General features: G+C 59.3%; 20 protein-coding genes, 1 tRNA gene and 1 pseudogene. 17 read left to right on the top strand and 5 right to left on the bottom strand.

Annotated features, from left to right (window positions below; all coding sequences use genetic code 11):
• The first annotated feature begins 191 nt into the window (after positions 1–191).
• From glyA to AC13QE_RS09220, 4 genes are read left to right on the top strand one after another with little or no spacing between them, the layout of a single operon-like run.
• A complete protein-coding gene (gene glyA, locus AC13QE_RS09235; protein WP_015339424.1) occupies positions 192–1490 on the top strand; it encodes a serine hydroxymethyltransferase in 1299 nt (432 codons plus the stop codon).
• A 9-nt stretch (positions 1491–1499) separates the two neighbouring features.
• Positions 1500–1976, top strand: a complete 477-nt coding sequence (gene nrdR / locus AC13QE_RS09230; protein ID WP_047627126.1) for a transcriptional regulator NrdR — start codon at positions 1500–1502, stop codon at positions 1974–1976.
• A gap of 2 nt (positions 1977–1978) precedes the next feature.
• Complete coding sequence (gene ribD, locus AC13QE_RS09225) at positions 1979–3088, top strand: bifunctional diaminohydroxyphosphoribosylaminopyrimidine deaminase/5-amino-6-(5-phosphoribosylamino)uracil reductase RibD (RefSeq protein WP_488483424.1); 1110 nt, start codon at positions 1979–1981, stop codon at positions 3086–3088.
• Positions 3088–3708 (top strand): riboflavin synthase, encoded by a 621-nt coding sequence (locus tag AC13QE_RS09220; protein ID WP_015339427.1) that lies wholly within the window; start codon positions 3088–3090, stop codon positions 3706–3708. Before ribD ends, AC13QE_RS09220 begins: the two co-directional genes overlap by 1 nt.
• Positions 3709–3755: 47 nt before the next feature.
• Here the strand turns inward: AC13QE_RS09220 and AC13QE_RS09215 are convergent, their stop codons facing one another.
• Genes AC13QE_RS09215 through AC13QE_RS09205 form a run of 3 tightly spaced genes read right to left on the bottom strand, consistent with a single transcriptional unit; the run spans position 3756 to position 5325 of the window.
• Entirely contained in the window at positions 3756–4238 is a 483-nt protein-coding gene (locus tag AC13QE_RS09215; RefSeq protein ID WP_488483423.1) for a GNAT family N-acetyltransferase, read from the bottom strand.
• Positions 4239–4259: 21 nt separating this feature from the next.
• Complete coding sequence (locus AC13QE_RS09210) at positions 4260–4778, bottom strand: GNAT family N-acetyltransferase (RefSeq protein ID WP_488483422.1); 519 nt, start codon at positions 4776–4778, stop codon at positions 4260–4262.
• Between the two features lie 37 nt (positions 4779–4815).
• Positions 4816–5325, bottom strand: coding sequence for a cupin domain-containing protein (locus AC13QE_RS09205; protein ID WP_132716299.1), 510 nt, complete (start codon positions 5323–5325; stop codon positions 4816–4818).
• Between the two features lie 197 nt (positions 5326–5522).
• On the opposite strand from AC13QE_RS09205, the gene ribH reads away from it, so the two are divergent.
• The 3 genes from ribH to AC13QE_RS09190 all read left to right on the top strand — a co-directional run bounded on the left by ribH (position 5523) and on the right by AC13QE_RS09190 (position 8852).
• A complete protein-coding gene (gene ribH, locus AC13QE_RS09200; protein ID WP_015339431.1) occupies positions 5523–5978 on the top strand; it encodes a 6,7-dimethyl-8-ribityllumazine synthase in 456 nt (151 codons plus the stop codon).
• A gap of 3 nt (positions 5979–5981) precedes the next feature.
• Positions 5982–6464 (top strand): transcription antitermination factor NusB, encoded by a 483-nt coding sequence (gene nusB / locus AC13QE_RS09195; protein WP_488483421.1) that lies wholly within the window; start codon positions 5982–5984, stop codon positions 6462–6464.
• Positions 6465–6713: 249 nt separating this feature from the next.
• The gene (locus AC13QE_RS09190) at positions 6714–8852 is read left to right on the top strand and encodes a sodium-translocating pyrophosphatase (RefSeq protein ID WP_488483420.1); all 2139 of its coding nucleotides are present in this window, start codon (positions 6714–6716) and stop codon (positions 8850–8852) included.
• Between the two features lie 174 nt (positions 8853–9026).
• Here the strand turns inward: AC13QE_RS09190 and AC13QE_RS09185 are convergent, their stop codons facing one another.
• A complete protein-coding gene (locus AC13QE_RS09185; protein ID WP_488483419.1) occupies positions 9027–9536 on the bottom strand; it encodes an outer membrane protein assembly factor BamE in 510 nt (169 codons plus the stop codon).
• Between the two features lie 222 nt (positions 9537–9758).
• Between AC13QE_RS09185 and AC13QE_RS09180 the strand changes: the two are divergent.
• The 8 genes and pseudogenes from AC13QE_RS09180 to AC13QE_RS09145 all read left to right on the top strand — a co-directional run bounded on the left by AC13QE_RS09180 (position 9759) and on the right by AC13QE_RS09145 (position 16325).
• Positions 9759–10374 (top strand): annotated as a pseudogene (locus AC13QE_RS09180) (ubiquinol-cytochrome C chaperone family protein).
• A gap of 9 nt (positions 10375–10383) precedes the next feature.
• Positions 10384–10941, top strand: coding sequence for a YceD family protein (locus AC13QE_RS09175; RefSeq protein ID WP_488483418.1), 558 nt, complete (start codon positions 10384–10386; stop codon positions 10939–10941).
• 102 nt (positions 10942–11043) lie between these two features.
• Complete coding sequence (plsX, locus tag AC13QE_RS09170; protein WP_112337857.1) at positions 11044–12090, top strand: phosphate acyltransferase PlsX; 1047 nt, start codon at positions 11044–11046, stop codon at positions 12088–12090.
• A 19-nt stretch (positions 12091–12109) separates the two neighbouring features.
• Entirely contained in the window at positions 12110–13081 is a 972-nt protein-coding gene (locus AC13QE_RS09165; protein ID WP_041677338.1) for a beta-ketoacyl-ACP synthase III, read from the top strand.
• A gap of 107 nt (positions 13082–13188) precedes the next feature.
• Complete coding sequence (locus AC13QE_RS09160; protein ID WP_041677339.1) at positions 13189–13527, top strand: integration host factor subunit alpha; 339 nt, start codon at positions 13189–13191, stop codon at positions 13525–13527.
• 229 nt (positions 13528–13756) lie between these two features.
• Positions 13757–14302: a MerR family transcriptional regulator gene (locus tag AC13QE_RS09155; protein ID WP_106997502.1), complete on the top strand. Its 546-nt coding sequence runs from the start codon at positions 13757–13759 to the stop codon at positions 14300–14302.
• Positions 14303–14639: 337 nt separating this feature from the next.
• On the top strand, positions 14640–15746 hold the full coding sequence (locus tag AC13QE_RS09150; RefSeq protein ID WP_488483417.1) for a porin: 1107 nt from the start codon (positions 14640–14642) through the stop codon (positions 15744–15746).
• A gap of 249 nt (positions 15747–15995) precedes the next feature.
• The gene (locus AC13QE_RS09145) at positions 15996–16325 is read left to right on the top strand and encodes a hypothetical protein (protein WP_488483416.1); all 330 of its coding nucleotides are present in this window, start codon (positions 15996–15998) and stop codon (positions 16323–16325) included.
• Positions 16326–16507: 182 nt separating this feature from the next.
• Here AC13QE_RS09145 and AC13QE_RS09140 read toward each other — a convergent pair whose 3' ends face one another.
• A complete protein-coding gene (locus AC13QE_RS09140) occupies positions 16508–16765 on the bottom strand; it encodes a hypothetical protein (protein WP_488483415.1) in 258 nt (85 codons plus the stop codon).
• 175 nt (positions 16766–16940) lie between these two features.
• Between AC13QE_RS09140 and AC13QE_RS09135 the strand changes: the two genes are divergently transcribed.
• Positions 16941–17348, top strand: a complete 408-nt coding sequence (locus AC13QE_RS09135) for a BA14K family protein (RefSeq protein WP_488483414.1) — start codon at positions 16941–16943, stop codon at positions 17346–17348.
• A gap of 86 nt (positions 17349–17434) precedes the next feature.
• Positions 17435–17511, top strand: a tRNA-Pro gene (locus tag AC13QE_RS09130).

Below are 17511 nucleotides of genomic sequence, written 5' to 3'. Positions count from 1 at the left end.
TGCTTACTGCACCGCGCGTCCTTAGACGCGCAAAGGACGCAGTAACGCTTTGAAATGGCGCATAATCCTTTCCGAAATCCTACTGGATTTCGGGATTATGCGCGCAAATGTCGCTGGTCGTATTGCTCTCCGGCGACCCTGACGTTAATACCGTTTGCATTGCCCTTCCGGCCCGTTCAGGAGCTTTCACGATGACCAATGCGTCCACCGAACCCTTCTTCAATCGCTCGCTTGCCGATACCGATCCGGAAATCTTTGGTGCGATCGGCAAGGAACTCGGTCGCCAGCGGCACGAAATCGAACTGATCGCCTCGGAAAACATCGTCTCGCGCGCCGTGCTGGAAGCGCAGGGCTCGATCATGACCAACAAATATGCCGAGGGATATCCTGGCAAGCGCTATTATGGCGGCTGCCAGTATGTCGATATCGCCGAGGAGCTTGCCATCGAGCGCGCCAAGAAGCTGTTCGGCGTCAACTTCGCCAACGTTCAGCCGAATTCCGGTTCACAGATGAACCAGGCCGTGTTCCTGGCGCTCTTGCAGCCCGGCGACACCTTCATGGGTCTCGACCTGAATTCGGGCGGTCACCTGACGCATGGTTCGCCGGTCAATATGTCCGGCAAGTGGTTCAACGTCGTGTCCTACGGCGTGCGCGAAGGCGACAACCTGCTCGATATGGACGAAGTGCAGCGCAAGGCCGAGGAAACCAAGCCGAAGCTCATCATCGCCGGCGGCACGGCCTATTCCCGCATCTGGGACTGGAAGCGCTTCCGCGAGATCGCCGACAGCGTCGGCGCCTATCTGATGGTCGACATGGCCCACATCGCCGGTCTGGTTGCCGGTGGCCAGCATCCGTCGCCATTCCCGCATTGCCACGTTGCCACGACGACTACGCACAAGTCGCTGCGCGGCCCGCGCGGTGGCATGATCCTCACCAACGACGAGGATCTGGCTAAGAAGTTCAACTCGGCCGTCTTCCCCGGCCTCCAGGGCGGCCCACTGATGCATGTCATCGCCGCCAAGGCGGTTGCGCTCGGTGAAGCGCTGCAGCCGGAGTTCAAGGACTACGCCGCCCAGATCGTCAAGAACGCCAAGGCGCTTGCCGAAACGCTGATCTCCGGCGGCGTCGATGTCGTCTCCGGCGGCACGGACAACCACCTCATGCTGGTCGACCTGCGCAAGAAGAACGCCACCGGCAAGCGCGCCGAGGCCGCACTCGGCCGCGCCTACGTCACCTGCAACAAGAACGGCATTCCCTTCGACCCCGAGAAGCCCTTCGTCACGTCAGGCGTTCGCCTCGGCACCCCGGCCGGCACGACGCGCGGCTTCAAGGAAGCTGAATTCCGTGAAATCGGCAATCTGATCATCGAAGTGCTCGATGGCCTGAAGGTCGCTAATTCCGACGAAGGCAATGCTGCCGTCGAGGCTGCCGTGCGCGAGAAAGTGGTCAAGCTCACCGACCGCTTCCCGATGTACGGCTACATGGGCTAAGGAGAGCGCATGCGCTGCCCCTATTGCGGCTCAGAAGACACCCAGGTCAAGGACTCGCGCCCGGCGGAGGACAATACGTCCATCCGCCGTCGGCGCATTTGTCCGGATTGCGGCGGCCGCTTCACCACCTTCGAGCGCGTGCAGCTGCGCGAGCTCATGGTTATCAAGAAGACGGGCCGCAAGGTGCTGTTCGATCGCGACAAGCTGGTGCGCTCCTTCGAGATCGCGCTGCGCAAGCGCCCGGTCGATCGTGACCGGATCGAGCGGGCCGTATCGGGCATCGTGCGCCGCCTCGAAAGCTCGGGCGAGACCGAAATCAGCTCCGAGCAGATTGGCCTGCAGGTGCTGGAAGCGCTGAAGAGCCTCGATGACGTCGCCTTTGTGCGCTACGCCTCCGTCTACCGCGATTTTTCGCATGCGGAGGATTTCGAGCACGTGATTGACGAGATCAACGCCAAGATCGCTCGCGATCCGCTGGACCCTTGACCATGGCGTTGCGGCCCGAGGACGAGCATTTCATGGCCGCGGCCATCCGTCTGTCGCGCCAGCATCTGGGGTTGACCTCGACCAATCCATCCGTCGGCTGCCTTATCGTCAAGGATGGCGTGATTATCGGCAGCGGTGTGACCGCGCTGGGCGGGCGCCCGCATGCAGAGCCTCAGGCGCTGGCCGAGGCAGGTGAGGGGGCCAGAGGTGCCACCGCCTACGTGACGCTTGAGCCTTGCTCGCATTACGGCAAGACGCCGCCATGCGCTGAGGCGCTGATCGCTTACGGCGTGGCACGCGTCGTCATCAGCGTCACCGATCCCGACCAGCGCGTCTCCGGACGCGGCATCACCATGCTGCGCGAGGCCGGCATCGCGGTCGATACCGGTGTTCTGAAGACGGAAGGCCGGCGATCTCTCGCGGGCTATCTCATGCGCCAGACGAGAAACCGCCCCTATGTGACTCTCAAGCTTGCGATTTCCGCCGATGGCATGATTGGCAAGACGGGCGCGGGGCAGGTTCGCATCACCGGCGATGCCGCACGCGCTGAGGTGCAGATGCTGCGGGCCGAAAGTGATGCCATTCTTGTCGGCATAGGTACGGCGATAGCAGATGATCCTGAATTGACCTGTCGGATCCCCGGTATGGAGGATCGCACGCCGCTACGCATCGTCATTGACGACGAGCTGCAGCTTCCCCTTGGCAGCAAGCTGGTCCGCACGGCCCGGCAATATCCGGTGATCGCGGTCGCCGGCCATCCGCCGCCGTTTGACGAGAATACCGACGCCGCATTCCTCGGACGCCGCGCAGCGCTGGATGCCGCCGGCGTCGAGGTTTTGCAATCAAATTCGAGCGAGCCGGGCGAGCTACTGGAGGCATTGGGCACGCGTGGTATCTCGTCGCTGCTGGTGGAGGGTGGCGCCAAGACGGCACGGCGTTTCCTCGACGCTGGAATGGTCGACCGTATCCTGCTGTTTCAAGGTCCTGCCGAGATCGGCGAGGGTGGTATTGAATCGCCGGTTCTGAAATCCAATATCCCAGCTGATTTTATTCATGTTGGCCAGAGCCGCTTCGGCGACGATCTCTGCGACGAATACGAAAGAGGTTTTTGATGTTTACCGGAATTATCACCGACGTCGGCACGGTCGAATCCATTTCCCCGTTGAAGGAAGGCATCAAGCTGCGCGTCGCCACCAATTACGATCCGGCCACGATCGACATGGGGGCATCTATCTCGCACGCCGGCGTCTGCCTGACGGTTACGGGTCTGCCTGAACAGGGCAGCAACGGACGATGGTTCGAGGTCGAGGCCTGGGAAGAGGCGCTGCGGCTTACGACCATCGGCACCTGGGAAGCAGGCGCCAAGATCAATCTTGAACGCTCGCTGAAGATCGGCGACGAACTCGGCGGTCACATCGTGTCCGGCCATATTGATGGCAAGGCGGAAATCCTGTCGGTAACATCGGAGGGTGAGGCCACGCGCTTTCGTCTGCGCGCGCCGGAACATCTCGCAAGGTTCGTGGCGCCGAAGGGTTCGGTCGCGCTCGACGGCACCTCGCTGACCGTCAATGCCGTCGAGGGTACGGAGTTCGACGTGCTGCTGATCCGCCATTCCCTGGAGGTCACGACCTGGGGCGAGCGCAAGGCTGGCGACTTCGTCAATTTCGAAGTCGACACCATGGCACGCTACGCCGCTCGTCTGGCGGAATTCCCCGCGGTCCGCGAATCCTGAGTTTCGTAAGCTCACTGCAGGAAGGCGTCGATCGGCGCCTTTCCGGCCTACGCAAGTGTTTTTTCCATAAGAAAATTCGACAATATCTGGCCGCGCTTTTCCACCTGCTGCGCGGCCAGGACGATAAAGCCCCTGCGCTCGAAGAAGGGGCGGGCGGTCAGGCTTGCTTCGGTGAAAATCCGTTGCAAGCCCTGTTCGCGAGCGGCCCTTTCGACCGTCTCTAGTAAAAGGCTGGCGACGCCCTTTCCCTGATAATCCGGCGAAACGAACATCATATCCAGGCAGCCATCCGGTTTTAGATCGGTAAAGCCGATGGGTGTAGAACCATCGACAGCAAGCCAGGTCGGCCGGCTTGCCCGATACTGCGCCCAGACTTCGGTATCTTCGACCTTTGCCCAGGCGGCAACCTGCTCCGGACTGTAGTCTTTCGATGCGACCTCACGAACGGCCCGCAGGAAAATCTCGATCGTGGTTCGGGCGTCGCTTGGTTCGTAGCGTTTGACAGAAAACCTTTTCTGCGGAACCGGCACGATGGTTCACCCCTGTAACGGCTAACGTTCGAAGATGACGTTGGATCTGTTCTTGAGCATGAGCTCATCGATACGTCGGAAGCCGATCTTTTCGGCAACCCGCAACGACGGTAGGTTCTCAACGTCTACGATGCAGGTCATGCGCCGTCCTGTGAACTGTCTGTCCGCCCAGGCGATGGCGGCGTTCATGGCCTCCGTCGCATAGCCCTTGCCCTGCATCGGCGGCGTGATGCCCCAGCCGGCTTCCAGCGTGCCTTCCGTCATCGGCGTCATGTCACGATGCAGGTCGAGGAATCCCACCTCGCCGATCAACCGGCCGCTTTGGCGTTCCTCCACAGCAAAGAAGCCGAAGCCGAGATGATGCCATAGGCCGGCATAGCGCAGCAGGCGGGCCCAAACCTGCTCGCGTGTCGGCATCTCGCCGCCGATGAAGCGGACGATCTCCCTGTGTTTCCAGAGCTCGAGGAATTCGTCGAAATCATCACGCGTGTGGCCGCGCAGCAGAAGCCGGTCGGTCGTCAGTGTCGGTATATGGGTCATCGGATTAAATCTTTGCCGAAAATGGTTTTGGTGATGGTCAGTCGTTCGAGGCGCCGGGCTCGCCGTCCCAGTAGTCGAGGTTGGTGGCAGCGGCGCGGCCGATGGCACGGAATGCCGTCTTGCCATCGCTATAGGTTTTGGCTAGGAACTTGCCGGAATCGGGGTATTCCACGATCTCTGTTCGAGCCTTGGTGGAAATGGCGAGGTAGGTGAGTACGCCCGGGCCGATATTGATGAGCTGATGTGCCGTTTCCGGGCCGCCGGCCGGAGCTCCAAGAACATCGCCTTTGCCAACTGCGATGCGCTGGTCGCCGAAGCGATATTCGCCTTCGCCGTCGAGAATGACGAACATCTCCTCCTCGACGTGATGATTGTGAAACGGACAGCCGGATTTGCCCGGAGGCACTTCGTTGTAGCTGATGCCGAGCTGCTTCAGCCCGAGCTTCGCCCCGAAGGAGGTGTCGCTGCCGGCAAAGAAGCTGCCTTGCTGCCAGTGTTCCAGCTCGAGTTCGCCGACATTGACGGCGGGTGCGGATTTCTTCGTCATGAACCTCCCCCTTGCAGGCTTCAAATTATTATCGAAGCGGTTGCGTGTGCGGAAGCCACAATTTCCGCGGTGCGTCGATCATTTCCAAATAGGGCCGGAATCGGCGCGGGCCATTGAAAAACACTTGCCAAGCGAGGCCCGCCGTGGTTTGACCCGGCCTAACAAGGTGCCGCGCCCTCTCAAATCGCAGGTGATGTATGACCAGCTCTTCCAATGCTCATATCCTTATCGTCGAAGCCCGCTTCTATGACGATATGGCCGATGCCCTGCTTGATGGCGCCAAGGCTGCTCTCGACGAGGCAGGCGCGACCTATGATATCGTTACCGTCCCCGGCGCCCTGGAGATCCCCGCGGCAATTGCCATGGCGCTCGATGGCGGTGACAATGGTAATGTGGTTTATGATGGCTATGTGGCTCTCGGCATGGTTATCCGCGGCGAGACATATCATTTCGATATCGTTGCCAATGAATCCTCGCGGGCGCTGATGGATCTGGCCGTCAGCGAATCCCTCGCAATCGGCAATGGTATCCTCACCGTCGAAAACGATGAGCAGGCATGGGCGCGTGTGCGCCGTTCGGACAAGGACAAGGGCGGTTTTGCCGCCCGTGCGGCGCTGACCATGATCGCGCTGAAAGAGAAGTTGGGTGCATAATACATGAGCAATCAGGATAACGAGCGACCGGCCAAGCCCGCCAATCAGCGGGGTGCCGCACGTCTAGCGGCGGTTCAGGCGCTCTATCAGATGGATATCGGCGGAACCGGCGTTCTGGAGGTGGTGGCTGAATACGAGGCTCACCGTCTGGGGCAGGAGCTGGATGGCGAGACCTATCTGAAGGCCGATGCATCCTGGTTCCGCTCTATCGTATCGGGTGTCGTGCGTGAGCAGACGCGGCTTGATCCGCTGATCGGCGCCGCGCTTCAGGACGACTGGGCACTGTCGCGTCTCGACAGCACAGTGCGCGCCATCCTGCGCGCCGGCACCTTCGAGCTTATCGACCGCAAGGACGTGCCGGTCCCGGTCATCGTTACCGAATATGTCGAGATCGCGCATGCCTTCTTCGAGGAGGACGAGCCCAAGCTCGTGAATGCCGTGCTCGACCGAATCGCCAAGCAGGTTCGCGGCGAAGCGAAGAAATAAAACCGCGCCGGACGCTCGGATCGCGGCATAACGCATTTTCGTTTCCTTCGTTCGCGCCTGATTTCATCTTCGAATATTCTTTTGAACCTTCTGCGGGTGTTTTACCCGCGGACGGTCTTGACGCGACGTTTTCCCGCCATCAATCTCGCAACTGCACATCAGTCGGTCTCCTGGAGGAGGGGACCGATCGTTGTTGCAGGCGGCCGGGGGAGGAGTGAACCGCCGGCTTTTTTGGAGGGAAAAAGCGAAATGTCGATTCTTTTAGGAGTAATCGCATGCGGACTGCTCTCGGTGATTTACGCCGTATGGGCAACCCGGTCGGTGCTCGCTGCCGATCAGGGCAATGTCCGCATGCAGGAGATTGCCGGGTATATTCGTGAAGGAGCGCAAGCCTATCTGGCGCGCCAATATAGAACCATCGCCATCGTCGGGATCATCGTTTTCATCGCGGCCTGGCTCCTCTTGTCGGCCGAAGCCGCTTTCGGCTTCCTGATCGGCGCAATCCTCTCAGGCGCCGCAGGTTTCATCGGCATGCATGTCTCCGTGCGTGCCAATGTCCGCACCGCGCAAGCCTCGTCGCAGAGCCTGTCCGCAGGCCTCGATATCGCCTTCAAGTCGGGTGCCATCACCGGCATGCTGGTTGCGGGTCTCGCCTTGCTCGGCGTCTCCATCTACTTCTACGTCCTGACCGGTATCCTCGGTCATGAAGCCGGTTCGCGTGACGTGATCGATGCGCTCGTCGCCCTTGGTTTCGGCGCTTCGCTGATCTCGATTTTCGCCCGTCTCGGCGGCGGCATCTTCACCAAGGGTGCCGATGTCGGCGGCGACCTCGTCGGCAAGGTCGAGGCCGGCATTCCCGAAGACGATCCGCGCAATCCCGCGACCATCGCCGACAATGTCGGCGACAATGTCGGCGATTGCGCCGGCATGGCGGCCGACCTGTTCGAAACCTACGCTGTGTCCGTTGTCGCTACCATGGTCCTGGCCGCCATCTTCTTCGCCGGCACGCCGATCCTCGGTTCTGCCATGATCTATCCGCTGGCGATCTGCGGCGCCTGCATCATCACCTCGATTATCGGCACCTTCTTCGTGAAACTCGGTGTCAATGGCTCGATCATGGGCGCTCTCTACAAGGGCCTGATCGCCACGGGCGTCCTGTCGATCATCGGTCTCGGTGCAGCCACTTCGCTGACCATCGGCTGGGGTTCGGTCGGCACCGTCGCCGGCTTCGATGTCACCGGCGGGAAGCTGTTCGCCTGCGGCATCGTCGGTCTCATCGTCACGGCGCTGATCGTCGTCATTACCGAATACTATACCGGCACGAACAAGCGGCCGGTCAATTCCATCGCCCAGGCGTCCGTCACCGGTCACGGCACCAATGTCATCCAGGGTCTTGCCGTCTCGCTGGAATCGACGGCACTGCCGGCGATCGTCATCGTTGGCGGCATCATCGCCACCTACCAACTCGGCGGTCTGTTCGGCACGGGTATTGCGGTTACCGCCATGCTCGGCCTTGCCGGCATGATCGTCGCTCTCGATGCTTTCGGTCCCGTCACGGACAATGCCGGCGGCATTGCGGAAATGTCGCATCTTCCGCCGGAGGTGCGCAAATCCACCGACGCACTGGACGCGGTCGGCAATACCACCAAGGCCGTCACGAAGGGTTACGCCATCGGCTCGGCCGGCCTCGGTGCGCTCGTGCTGTTCGCGGCCTATTCGAACGACCTGCAATATTTCGCGGCTCACGGTGACAAATACCCGTACTTCGCCAATATCGGCACGATCTCGTTCGAGCTTTCGAACCCTTACGTCGTTGCCGGTCTGCTGTTCGGCGGCCTCATTCCCTATCTCTTCGGCGGCATCGCCATGACCGCCGTCGGTCGTGCCGCCGGGGCGATCGTGGAGGAGGTTCGCAAGCAGTTTCGCGAAAAGCCCGGCATCATGCAGGGCACCGAGCGTCCCGATTACGGCCGTGCCGTCGACCTTCTGACCAAGGCCGCCATTCGGGAAATGATCATCCCGTCGCTGCTGCCGGTTCTGGCGCCGGTCGTCGTCTATTTCGGCGTCCTGCTGCTCTCCGGCTCTAAGGCTTCGGCTTTTGCCGCTCTCGGCGCTTCCTTGCTCGGCGTAATCATCAACGGCCTCTTCGTCGCCATTTCGATGACGTCGGGCGGCGGTGCTTGGGACAATGCCAAGAAGAGCTTCGAGGACGGTTTCGTCGATAAGGATGGCACGCGTCATATGAAGGGCTCGGAAGCCCACAAGGCTTCAGTCACGGGTGACACCGTCGGCGATCCCTACAAGGACACGGCAGGCCCGGCAGTCAATCCGGCGATCAAGATAACGAATATCGTGGCTCTGCTTCTGCTTGCCATTCTCGCCGGCTAGAGCCGTTTCGCTTTTCTTCGAATCGCGAAAATGCTCTATCTCTTTGTTTTTACGCAATTCCAGACGGAAAACCGCTACGCACTTTTCCTGGAATTGCTCTAAGCAAACGGACTACAAAAGAAAACCCGCGAGACGCCATGCCTCGCGGGTTTTTCGTTGAAACGGTATCCCGGCTTATTGGCCTGGGTTGAGGTTGTTGAGGAAGTTCCTCGCGCCGTTGACGCCGCTGCCGCTGCCCTGGAGGATCTGCTGCAGGAAGGTGATGTCGCGGCCGCCGGTCGGGGTCGTGCGGCTGATCATGTCGAAGACCCTGCCGTCCTTCAGCGTATAGTTGGCTTCCTGCTTCACCACGCCGTCCTTGTCGAAATAGATCGCCAGAATGTTCTGGTCGACCAGCTTCGGCTTCATGAAGGCGGCGGCACGCGTGCGCTTCTGGGAGATATAATAGAAGACTTCGCCGTCAAAGGTTGCTGTGGTCGAGGGCGTACCGAGCGAAAGCAGAACCTGCTCGCGGCTCGAACCGACCGGCGCAAGCGCCAGTGACTGCGGATCGAAGATGTAGCCGTTGTTCATGACCTCGCTGGTCTTGCAACCGGAAAGGCCTATGGTCGCAATCACCAGGGCGATGGCGGCAGTGCTGCTGAAAGTAATGTCAGACTTGAAATACCGTCTGGTCAACGACATCTCATCTCCCCTAATGAATCAATCCGATGGCCGGACGGCCGGTATGACCTTGCTGTACACATCATTGTGTCCTTTCCGCGATGGCAAAAGGCACAATCATGTTGTTCGGCACTCTTCGTCACCGATCATGCACAACGTGACGACGGTAAGGGCTGGAGCCTCGAAGCGGGCACAAACGGCATTGCAATTCGCGCCTGCTTCGGTAAACCAGCTTTTGCGTGGATGCAACAAGGCCAAGCAAAAACGGGGCGCTCCGAGGGAGCCAATTCCGGGAATTTTCATGATTTTTGGGCTCTTCCGCAAAAGAAATCACAATCAGATCATCGTCGTCAGGCAGTATGAAACCTTGACCTCCATGGCGCGGCAGCCGGTTTTCTATACCGAATACGACGTGCCAGATACGGTGATGGGGCGTTTCGAGTTACTGTCTGTCATGATGATCCTGTTCTTCCGCCGCACGCGGTCTTCGGCAACAAGCGGTCAGGAACTGGCGCAGGAAATTGTGGATGCTTTCTTCGAGGATATCGATTATTCGATCCGCGAGCTTGGTATAGGCGACAATAGCGTGCCAAAGCGCATGAAGAAGCTGGCCGGCATGTTCTATGGACGCCTCGAAAGCTATGCGAGCGCCATGGATGTCGATGATCGCGCCGCGCTCGCCGTGGCGTTACAGCGCAACATCTATCCCAAGGCGAATGAGGCCACAGCGTCCATGAGTGCATTGGCCGATTGGATGATGATCGCGGAAGCGCATCTGGCGACCGTTACGGAAGATCAGATCGCCACGGGCTCGGCGACGCTGCCGGTGCCAGACAAAGTCGGTCAACAGGCCGGTTAGGAGATAAAAATGAAAAGACACGACTCCGATGAAACGCCGTTTTCCTATCCCGTGAAGGTAGGGCATATCTCGGCCAATCCGGTGGATGTGCACATCGAGGCTGATGATCGCGAACTGGTTGGGCTCGCGGCCCTTTGGAATGTTCTCTCGGTCAGCAAGCTCGAAGCCGATCTCAAGATTTCGCGCTGGAAGCGTGACGGCGTGCGTATCAAGGGCAACGTGAAGGCAAAGATCGTTCAGGCTTGCGTTGTCACACTCGAGCCGGTCGAATCTGATATCGATGAGGACTTCGAGCACATCTTCGTGCCCGAGGATTCCAAACTGGCGCGCGCGCCTTCTGTGGATGCCGGAGAAATGATACTTGATCCCGATGGTCCGGATCTTCCGGAGACCTTCACCGGCGATACGATAGACGCTGGTGTGGCCGTTGCGGAATTCGCCGCCCTGGCCATCGACCCTTATCCGCGCAAGCCTGGCGTCGAGTTCGAAGCGCATATTGAAGACACCGGTGAAGACGACAGAAAGCCTTCGCCCTTTGCCGTTCTGAAAGATTGGAAAAAGGAATAGGCCCGGGTGCGGTTCGAGCACAATTCAGTTGTCACCGGGGGAGAAAACGGTATTTTGACGCCAAATTCGCCCGTCGCGGCGGAGAAAAAGGACTAGGGACGCGTGATCAGAATTTCTCTTGACCTAATGGGTGGCGACTTCGGCCCTGAGGTTGTTGTTCCCGGCGCGGCCAAGGCGCTGGATAGGCATCCCGATATCACGTTCGTGATGTACGGACAGAAGGAACGCTGCGAGGCGGTCCTCGCCAAATATCCCAAGCTTCGCGAGAAATCGGTCTTTCACGAATGCGAAGTTGCCATCAGTATGGATGAGAAGCCGAGCCAAGCGCTTCGCCGCGGCCGCTACGTCTCCAGCATGTGGCGCTCGATCGAGGCAGTGAAGACGGGCGACGCCGATGTCGTCGTATCCGCCGGCAACACCGGCGCGCTGATGGCGATGGCGAAATTCTGCCTCCGCACCATGGCCAATATCGAACGCCCGGCAATTGCGGCGATCTGGCCGACGCTGCGCGGCGAAAGCATCGTGCTCGATGTCGGCGCCACGATCGGCGCCGACGCCCAGCAATTGCTCGATTTCGCCCTGATGGGCGGCGCCATGGCACGCGCGCTCTTTGAGATTGAACGGCCGACGGTTGGCCTGCTGAATGTCGGCGTCGAGGAAATCAAGGGTCAGGAAGAGGTCAAGGACGCCGGGCGCCTGATCCGCGAGGCCAATCTCGAATCGCTTGAATATTACGGTTTCGTCGAAGGCGACGATATCGGCAAAGGCACCGTCGATGTCGTCGTCACGGAAGGGTTTTCCGGCAATATCGCGCTGAAGGCGGCCGAAGGCACGGCAAAGCAGATCGGCGCCTATCTGCGTGCCGCGATGTCGCGCACGCTGCTTGCACGTATCGGCTATGTATTAGCCAAGGGCGCCTTCGACCTGCTGCGCGAGAAGCTCGATCCCAGCAAGGTCAATGGCGGCGTATTCCTCGGCCTCAACGGTATCGTCATCAAGAGCCATGGCGGAGCCAATGCAGAAGCCTTCGCAGCCGCCATTGATGTCGGCTATGATATGGCCAAGAATGGGCTCACGCAGAAAATCGAAAACGATTTGAAGAGATATCATGCCAAACGGCTGCCCCCTATCGGGCCGGAAGCGGCATGAGAGACGGGGTACAAGCAGAATGATCCGTTCAGTTGTTCGCGGTTTTGGGGCGGCGCTCCCGAAACGCGTCATGACCAATGCCGAGATGGAGCAGGTCGTCGATACCAGCGACGACTGGATCGTCCAGCGCTCGGGCATCCGTCAGCGCTATATCGCCGGCGAAGGTGAAACCACGGCTTCGCTCGGCGAGCAGGCGGCGCGTGCCGCCCTTGCCAATGCCGGCATGACGCCGGATGATCTCGATCTGATCATCGTTGCCACCTCGACGCCGGATAATACTTTTCCCGCGACGGCGGTGAATATCCAGAACCGGCTCGGCATGCATCATGGCTTTGCCTTCGATGTCCAGGCCGTCTGCACCGGCTTCGTCTATGCCGTAACCACGGCCGACGCCTATATTCGCGGCGGGCTTGCCAAGCGCGTGCTCGTCATCGGCGCCGAGACATTTTCGCGCATTCTCAATTGGACCGACCGCACGACCTGCGTTCTCTTCGGCGACGGTGCCGGTGCGCTGATCCTGGAAGCCGGCGAGGGTACCGGCGCCAATACCGATCGCGGCGTGCTGACGGCAAGCCTGCGCTCTGACGGTTCGCACAAGGACAAGCTCTATGTCGATGGCGGCCCGTCGACAACGGGAACGGTCGGCGTTCTCCATATGGCGGGTCGCGAAGTCTTTAAGCACGCCGTCGGCATGATCACCGACGTTATCCAGGCTGCATTCGATGCGACGGGCACCACGCCTGACGATCTCGATTGGCTCGTGCCGCATCAGGCCAATCGCCGCATCATCGATGGTTCCGCCAAGAAGCTCGGAATTGCTCCCGAGAAGGTTGTGGTCACCGTGGACCTTCACGGCAACACGTCGGCTGCATCCATCCCGCTTGCCCTTGCCGTGGCCGCTGGTGACGGACGGATCAAGAAAGGCGATCTGGTGATGCTGGAGGCCATGGGGGGCGGCTTCACCTGGGGCGCGGTCCTGCTGCGCTGGTAGCGCCGCATCTCTAAAAGCCGTTCCGAACAAGAGCTTGACCGCTCGGCGCAACGGCAATAGTCTCGCAAAACTTGAAGAAGATTACGCAGCAAAATGGGCGGGGAGCTATGACGGGCAAGACAGTGACGCGCGCAGACCTGGCGGAGTCGGTATTCCGGAAAGTCGGTCTCTCCAGAACGGAGTCGGCGGAACTCGTCGAGACTGTGATCGATGAAATTTGCAACGCCATCGTGCGTGGAGAAACGGTAAAGCTCTCCTCGTTCGCGACATTCCAGGTGCGCGACAAGAACGAGCGCATCGGCCGCAATCCGAAGACCGGCGAAGAAGTGCCGATTTCCCCGCGGCGTGTCATGACCTTCAAGGCGTCAAACGTTCTGAAGACCCGTATCCTGAAGGCCCATACGAGCCGCAAGGCAAAGACCAAGCCGGCAAATCCCGCCTCCTGATCCATCCTCGCGATTTCGATTTCAGCCGGCCACATGCCTTGTGACGCCGTCGTTTTAGGCCGATCTGCTTGCCGATTTGTCGCAAGCTTGTGTAACGGCTGAATATCTGACTTGAATTTCCTCCGCCAAACCGTTGAAATATGGTGAGTCGTATCATCGAGCGATACGAATGCCGAAATCCACTTATGTGTGATCCGGCTAAACGGCACCGCATGTGCAGTGTGGGAGTATGATGATGGACAAGAGCCCGGATGCGTTCCGCACGATCAGCGAAGTCGCGGAAGACCTTGATCTGCCGCAGCATGTCCTACGGTTCTGGGAGACTCGGTTTCCTCAGATAAAGCCGATGAAGCGGGGCGGCGGCAGGCGCTATTATCGCCCCGAGGATGTCGACCTGCTGAATGGCATCCGCCATCTGCTCTACGATCACGGCTACACCATCAAGGGCGTCCAGAAGCTCCTGAAGACCAATGGCAACAAGTTCGTCATCGCCGTCGGGCATGGCGATCTCGCCAGTGTGGAAGCGCTTGCCGCTGCGCAGGAGCCCGCCGCCGTCGAGCCTCGCGTTGCCTCTGCCAATTCCGAGGAAGATCAGATCGTCGGCCGCGCCAAGGCGCCGATCAGCCGCCGCTTCTTCAATTTCGTCAGCGGGGACGACGGCGTGCCGGATGTTTCCATCGGAAAATCGAGTGTCGGCAAGGAAGATCGCGCTTTGCTTCAGGAGACGCTTTACGATCTTCTGGAATGCAAGCGCCTTCTTGACCAGGTGCGATGAGGCTGGCAGCGGCGTTGGATTGCGACCAAAGCATAAGTACCTCGCAAACCACAGCCGAAAACTGTCGCGATGGGTTTGGTGCGCGTATTCGATGTACGCAAGCCGGACGTTTCGTTATTGCGACGGCTGAGTGACATTATTGTCACATAGCCCACGCTTCTGCGTTGTGAAAATTAGTTCGGCAGCCTTATTAACTTGATGAGTGGAAATCACAGGTCCAGTTTGACGGCGAAGCTTATGGCTTCGCCCTGTTTTGAGGGAACAGTCAGGCTATGGAGGGGCACGTTGTTGTCTGCCGGGAGACTCCATCTCTGACGAATAGTCGAATGGAGATATCATGAACATCAAGAGCCTTCTTCTTGGCTCCGCCGCTGCTGTCGCCGCAGCAGGCGCTGGCCATGCCGCAGACGCCATTGTCGCCGCTCAACCCGAACCGCTTGAATATGTCCGCATCTGCGATGGATACGGCACAGGCTATTTCTATATTCCCGGCACGGAAACCTGCCTGAAGATCGGCGGCAAGGTGCGCACCGAGGGCGAGTGGTATGACGCCTATAATCCGCGCAGCAGGGTCGGCACCCTCTGGCACGAGCGTGTCGAGCTCAATGTCGATACCGCGACCGACACCGAATACGGTCCGCTGAAGACCAACACCATTTTCCGCTGGGAGTGGAACGATGGAGGCGCAACCAACTCCAAGTTGCTGTTCGCCAATATCAGCCTCGCTGGCTTCACAGTCGGCAAGCTCGACTCTCAATACAATCTTTACGTGGGCTATGCCGGCGACGTCATCAACGACGATGTGATCTATGACGGTCCGTACGAACTCAACCAGTTGACCTATAAATACGAGCCAGACAATGGCTTCTCGGCTGTGATCTCCCTGGAAGATTCCAATTCCACCTCCGACGGTGAGGCCTCTTACGGTGCCGGCTGGTGGACGGATGACAAATCCAACCACTATGCTCCCGACGTCGTTGCCGGCCTTGGCTACAAGACGGGCAACTGGGGCATCAAGGTTGTCGGCGGCTATGACTCGATCGTCGAGGAAGGTGCCATCAAGGCTCGTCTTGACGCCAAATTCGGTGGCGTAGAAGCCTTCCTGATGGGGGGCTGGAATACGGACGGCGACAAGCTGAACAAATATGCCGGCACCAACCAGGATATCTCGGCCTGCACGAAATCGAACGGCACCGTCAATGCCGCCAAATGTGGCTGGGGTGACTGGGCGCTTTGGGCCGGCGTCGGCGTTCCGGTCAATGACAAGCTGAAGTGGAACCTGCAGCTTGCCTATACCGAGTCCAAGATGTTCGAGGCGACCACGAACCTCAAGATCTATCCGGTGAAGGATTTCCTGGTCGAGCCGGAACTCACCTATGTGCATTACGACTACATCAAGGATGACACGGTCGCCGGCATCCTTCGTTTCGAGCGGAACTTCTGAGCGAAAATGTTCGCCGGCCTAAATAGCCTGCGGGCCTGCAAATCGGATACGGGCCTCGCCATCGAGCGGGGCCTTTGCATTTTATGCTAACGCGCTATCCGGCTGTTAAGCACGATGCGATCTCTGTGCACAGTTTTGCCATAATTTGGCCGATTTTCGCCTTCTGCTTGGCAGGGTTGGCTTGCTAAAGCTTACCTTTGGCTGTATTTCCCTTTCCCTAGGGTTGTATCTAAAATTGCCGGAGGGAACATGCGCGTACGTGCCACAATGGCGGCGAGCCTCGTCGCTATATCAACCATTCTATCGAGCTGTCAGACACCGCAGGAATCGGCGATGAATGCGGAAATGACCTGCCAGTCGCAAGGGTTCCGTCCGGGGACGCAGCGTTACAATCGCTGTGTCGGCGCGACCTATCAATCCAATCGCGCCCAGGCGCAACAGGCTGAAAACCAGGCCGTCGCTCTGGCTGCCGCCGGCATCATCGGCGGCGTTCTCGTCGGCGCCGCTGTCAGCGACAATCACCACCATCGCGGCTATTACGGCCGTCCCTATTATCGCCGCTGCTATCGCTGCTGGTAAGTGTGATCCTTATCCGCGCCAGGCCATGCTCCGTCAGCTCGCGCTGACGGAGTTTTCACGTCCGGGACACAGCGAGCTATTAGAGCAGTTCCAGCAAAAGTGCGAAGCGATTTTCGCGTCCGGAGCTGCGTAAAAACAAGAAGATAGAGCGTTTTCGCGATTCGAAGAAAGGCGGAAATGCCCTAGTCTGGCGGGCTCATTTCCTGGCGGTTGACGAGCTTCACGCTTCGGTCCGGCTGGACGATGTAGGTTTCGAGCACATCCTGGCCCCACTGGTTGGTGAAATGGTGCTGGAATTGCGAGCCGGGGGGCGAAAGTGTCAGCTTCATATGCGGTTGGCCGCCGTAGGTGATGCTGCCTGGAATGGGCTGCACTGTTTCCGTTGTGTTGCACGCGGCAAGCAGTGGTACGCATATGATGAGAGCTAAGAGGGGCTTCATTGCCTTGACTTTCCGCGCACCTCCCACCTTGCGCAATCTGTCGCGCAACAAAGGCGGAAGGGCATCTATGAGTGTGGCTTCAAATCACTATATAGACATAATGACGGCGTGCTCGGCAGCAAGGTTTGCATGCAGATTTACTTCGCAGCGCCGCCGAATTTCGAAGGAGTCGCATATGTTTACGATTGCCAGATCGATAACTGCCGCTGGCTTTGGTCTTTTACTGGCGGCCGGCGTCGTCATGCCGGCGAATGCCATCACCATGCCGGCCCTGACCGTTCCTGCAACCGAACAGCCTGAGATCATCCAGATTCGCGATCATGGCCACGGTCATGGGCATCACCATCACCATAATCGTTGGCGCAGCGGCCACCGGCTGCACGGCTCGGACAGCTATTATGACGACGATTCGGACAGCGGCGTGCTTTTCAAATCTTTCGTGACAGGCACTCTGTTCAACAGCCAGGGCTCGCAGAGCTATTACGGAAGCCATGCGCGTGGCTGCGCAAGCCGCTACCGCTCCTATCGCGCCTCGGATAACACTTATCAGCCGAGCCATGGGCCGAGGCAGCTGTGCCGCTGAACGGCAACTTTTTCTGAGCAGGCTGCTACTTTTCGCTTGCGTCGGCAAACGCTAAACTCTAAACGAAACAAGCCGTTTCGGCAGGTCGGGGCGTAGCGCAGCCCGGTAGCGCACTTGACTGGGGGTCAAGGGGTCGCTGGTTCGAGTCCAGTCGCCCCGACCA

This window comes from Martinezella sp. CNPSo 3957 (assembly GCF_057784395.1).
This window is presented reverse-complemented; position numbering and strand designations above follow the sequence as displayed.

What these genes read in the sequence shown, in the direction of transcription:
- glyA (WP_015339424.1), top strand. Translation starts at nt 192, where the DNA reads ATGACCAATGCGTCCACCGAACCCTTCTTCAATCGCTCGCTTGCCGAT.
- nrdR (WP_047627126.1), top strand. Translation starts at nt 1,500, where the DNA reads ATGCGCTGCCCCTATTGCGGCTCAGAAGACACCCAGGTCAAGGACTCG.
- ribD (WP_488483424.1), top strand. Translation starts at nt 1,979, where the DNA reads ATGGCGTTGCGGCCCGAGGACGAGCATTTCATGGCCGCGGCCATCCGT.
- AC13QE_RS09220 (WP_015339427.1), top strand. Translation starts at nt 3,088, where the DNA reads ATGTTTACCGGAATTATCACCGACGTCGGCACGGTCGAATCCATTTCC.
- AC13QE_RS09210 (WP_488483422.1), bottom strand. Translation starts at nt 4,778, where the DNA reads ATGACCCATATACCGACACTGACGACCGACCGGCTTCTGCTGCGCGGC.
- AC13QE_RS09205 (WP_132716299.1), bottom strand. Translation starts at nt 5,325, where the DNA reads ATGACGAAGAAATCCGCACCCGCCGTCAATGTCGGCGAACTCGAGCTG.
- ribH (WP_015339431.1), top strand. Translation starts at nt 5,523, where the DNA reads ATGACCAGCTCTTCCAATGCTCATATCCTTATCGTCGAAGCCCGCTTC.
- nusB (WP_488483421.1), top strand. Translation starts at nt 5,982, where the DNA reads ATGAGCAATCAGGATAACGAGCGACCGGCCAAGCCCGCCAATCAGCGG.
- AC13QE_RS09190 (WP_488483420.1), top strand. Translation starts at nt 6,714, where the DNA reads ATGTCGATTCTTTTAGGAGTAATCGCATGCGGACTGCTCTCGGTGATT.
- AC13QE_RS09185 (WP_488483419.1), bottom strand. Translation starts at nt 9,536, where the DNA reads ATGTCGTTGACCAGACGGTATTTCAAGTCTGACATTACTTTCAGCAGC.
- AC13QE_RS09175 (WP_488483418.1), top strand. Translation starts at nt 10,384, where the DNA reads ATGAAAAGACACGACTCCGATGAAACGCCGTTTTCCTATCCCGTGAAG.
- AC13QE_RS09165 (WP_041677338.1), top strand. Translation starts at nt 12,110, where the DNA reads ATGATCCGTTCAGTTGTTCGCGGTTTTGGGGCGGCGCTCCCGAAACGC.
- AC13QE_RS09160 (WP_041677339.1), top strand. Translation starts at nt 13,189, where the DNA reads ATGACGGGCAAGACAGTGACGCGCGCAGACCTGGCGGAGTCGGTATTC.
- AC13QE_RS09155 (WP_106997502.1), top strand. Translation starts at nt 13,757, where the DNA reads ATGATGATGGACAAGAGCCCGGATGCGTTCCGCACGATCAGCGAAGTC.
- AC13QE_RS09150 (WP_488483417.1), top strand. Translation starts at nt 14,640, where the DNA reads ATGAACATCAAGAGCCTTCTTCTTGGCTCCGCCGCTGCTGTCGCCGCA.
- AC13QE_RS09145 (WP_488483416.1), top strand. Translation starts at nt 15,996, where the DNA reads ATGCGCGTACGTGCCACAATGGCGGCGAGCCTCGTCGCTATATCAACC.
- AC13QE_RS09140 (WP_488483415.1), bottom strand. Translation starts at nt 16,765, where the DNA reads ATGAAGCCCCTCTTAGCTCTCATCATATGCGTACCACTGCTTGCCGCG.
- AC13QE_RS09135 (WP_488483414.1), top strand. Translation starts at nt 16,941, where the DNA reads ATGTTTACGATTGCCAGATCGATAACTGCCGCTGGCTTTGGTCTTTTA.